Source organism: Thermodesulfobacteriota bacterium (assembly GCA_031082315.1).
Taxonomy (GTDB): Bacteria; Desulfobacterota; QYQD01; order QYQD01; family QYQD01; genus QYQD01.
Window position 1 is genome coordinate 1 of record JAVHLC010000035.1, and the last position, 2,367, is coordinate 2,367.

The window sequence follows — 2,367 nt, forward strand, 5'->3', positions numbered from 1 at the left end:
GGAGGGATAGTCCGGTTCTGTCCTCGGCCATTGGCGCAATACCGGGTTCACTTCGAGGCGGTGTCGCGGCAAGCTGAAAAAGTGGCCCTTTCACATCGGGCTTTCATGGACTGGTCAAGTTGCCCGGAGTCGCCACTGTACGAGTACCGTGAGCTAGTCAGGCGTTACTGCAAGAGTGTAGTCCAATATCTGGCTATGTCCTCTGCGCTCAAGGGGGACCGCTGCTCTGCGATCTCTTCAATGGAGGTCCTCCGAGGCATGGGGTCAAACTGGTGGCAGGAAGCATTATTCCGAATCTCATTTATTAAGCCCTTACAGTTTGCAGCGACAATACGCCGGAGGGTTCTGTATTCACCTCGACGCCGGGGCTGATTCCGAACATTACAGATCTCATTGGTGGTTACCGTTTGGTCAAGCTAAAGAGTTGGTATGCTATCCTAGCCTTTGGACCAAAACAGAAGACTTGACAGCCATATGCTGAAAAGAATAAGTTAAGAATTTCCCAACAGGCTTAACACGCCCGTCCTGACATCTGTAGCACAGATACTGCCCTGTGAAAGGACCTGAATGATGATTACAAAGGCTTATGAGCGAAAAACCGGTGGAAGATCATCAAGCCTTCGCTGGCTGCTCGCGTTTCTATTTCCGGTGGGATACGTGCTTACCATGAATTTCTTCAATGATTATGCGCTTGAGTACTTCTTCTTGACGGCGGTTTCTTTGGTCGCGTGCTTCTTCCTGTTTTCCGTATTGAAGAGGCCCTTCATAGAACATCTACCCGTCTGGATTCTTTTCCTGGTATTCTGGGGTGCATATTACCTGAAGTTCTACCTCATGATTATAGATCCAGACTTAGTTTATCTGTTGCCGCTGAGGGTTTATGATTACTTCGTTTCAGATGAAATCTTGTTAAGGGTTTATACTACTACAACTCTAGCTTTTTCTACCTTTTGTTTTATTTCTGGGACTGCTTGCCTGCTGAACAAGAAACATCGACCCCAAGAGCAACCAGCAAAGCCTTCTGTGCTTAGCTTGTATCTTTCGTTAACTGTTGCTCTAGTTTTAATTGGCGTAAGTTCTTTGTTGACATTTGGTTTTGATATAGTTATGGGACTTCAAAAGCAAGCCTTACCGTTTCGTTTGGAGGGGCTAATAGTCTATTTAAGACTCATCACGATCCCTATAATCCTAATCTTGATTATATGGGGAGGATTCCGACTACGACGGAAGTCGTGGACCCTACTTGGAACGGTAGTCCTCATTTTGTATGGGATTTCTGACATGCTTTTGAGAGCGAGTAAGAGCACGCTCTTCTTCTTGCTCATTGCTCTGGGTTTACTTTGGTTGCTCAACGGCGGCAAGATCCGAGCATATCATATGGGCTTTGGCTTGATCGTGGGTTCATTTTCGCTGTTACTCTATCCGTTTATTATGGCTTTGCGCATTGCTCAACATAGTTATCCAGACAACATGATCGCAGCTCTTTCCACCGCGATGCGGTCCGAAATTCTGGGTTCCTCCAGTTTATTGTCCATGCTTGGGGCAACACTGGATCTCATTTTGATGCGGATATCCGGCTCAGATATTCTTATGGCACTCGTGGCATATGATGCCGAACCACTCGGATGGCGTACATGGGAAGTATTGACAGGACCTCGTGGTTTTGCCGGGCATTTGACGGTCAATGTTTTCGGGGCACCTCCAGAAATAATTGATGCGTTTGGTTTGGCCCCATCCCTCGTTGGTTTCTTCTTCACAATCGGCGGCGATTGGATGGTGCTCCTAGGTATGGGGCTTTTTACGTACACTGTTTTGTGGGCATGGAGAAAGCTTGCCGACTCCGGCCTCAGAAGCAAAATAATCGCACAGGTGTTTCTACTAATGTTTGTCTTGTCGATGGCAATTGATGGAGTGCTCGACAGAGCAATCTTGCATCAATTACCGGTTTATGTTGTCACATTGTTTCTATGCGAATGGATTATGAGACTCAGCGATGCAAGTGGTCGCCGTAATCGCTTGCAGGCAACAAATGTGCCGGGGGGGAGCACACATTGAAGATACTTTTTGTGTTAGCAGACTTTCGTTTCCCGCCCAGGGAAGGAATGCAGGTTCAGACTCTCAATTTGTTTAATTACCTGGCCAGCAGAGGTCATACGTGCAGAGTCTTGGCGTTCTTCCGGGATGGCGAGTCAATTGACCTGAACGGCCTGCAAGAGGCAATGCCGGGGGTTGAAGTTGTGGGCCTATTTCCTCGGAGGTATAACTATGCTGTCCAGACAGCTTTCGCCTTGATGAGGAAGAGATTTTGTGCTTTTCGTTTTTCTCCGAAGCAAAGGACTGAAGACTACTTTTGCAGATCTCTGAGTG

Annotated in this window: 1 protein-coding gene; it reads left to right on the top strand. The window is 47.3% G+C overall.

Features of this window, described 5'->3' with window-relative positions; translation table 11 throughout:
* Nucleotides 1–567: 567 nt before the first annotated feature.
* Entirely contained in the window at nt 568–2,055 is a 1,488-nt protein-coding gene (locus RDU59_12935; GenBank protein MDQ7839385.1) for a hypothetical protein, read from the top strand.
* Nucleotides 2,056–2,367 lie beyond the last annotated feature (312 nt).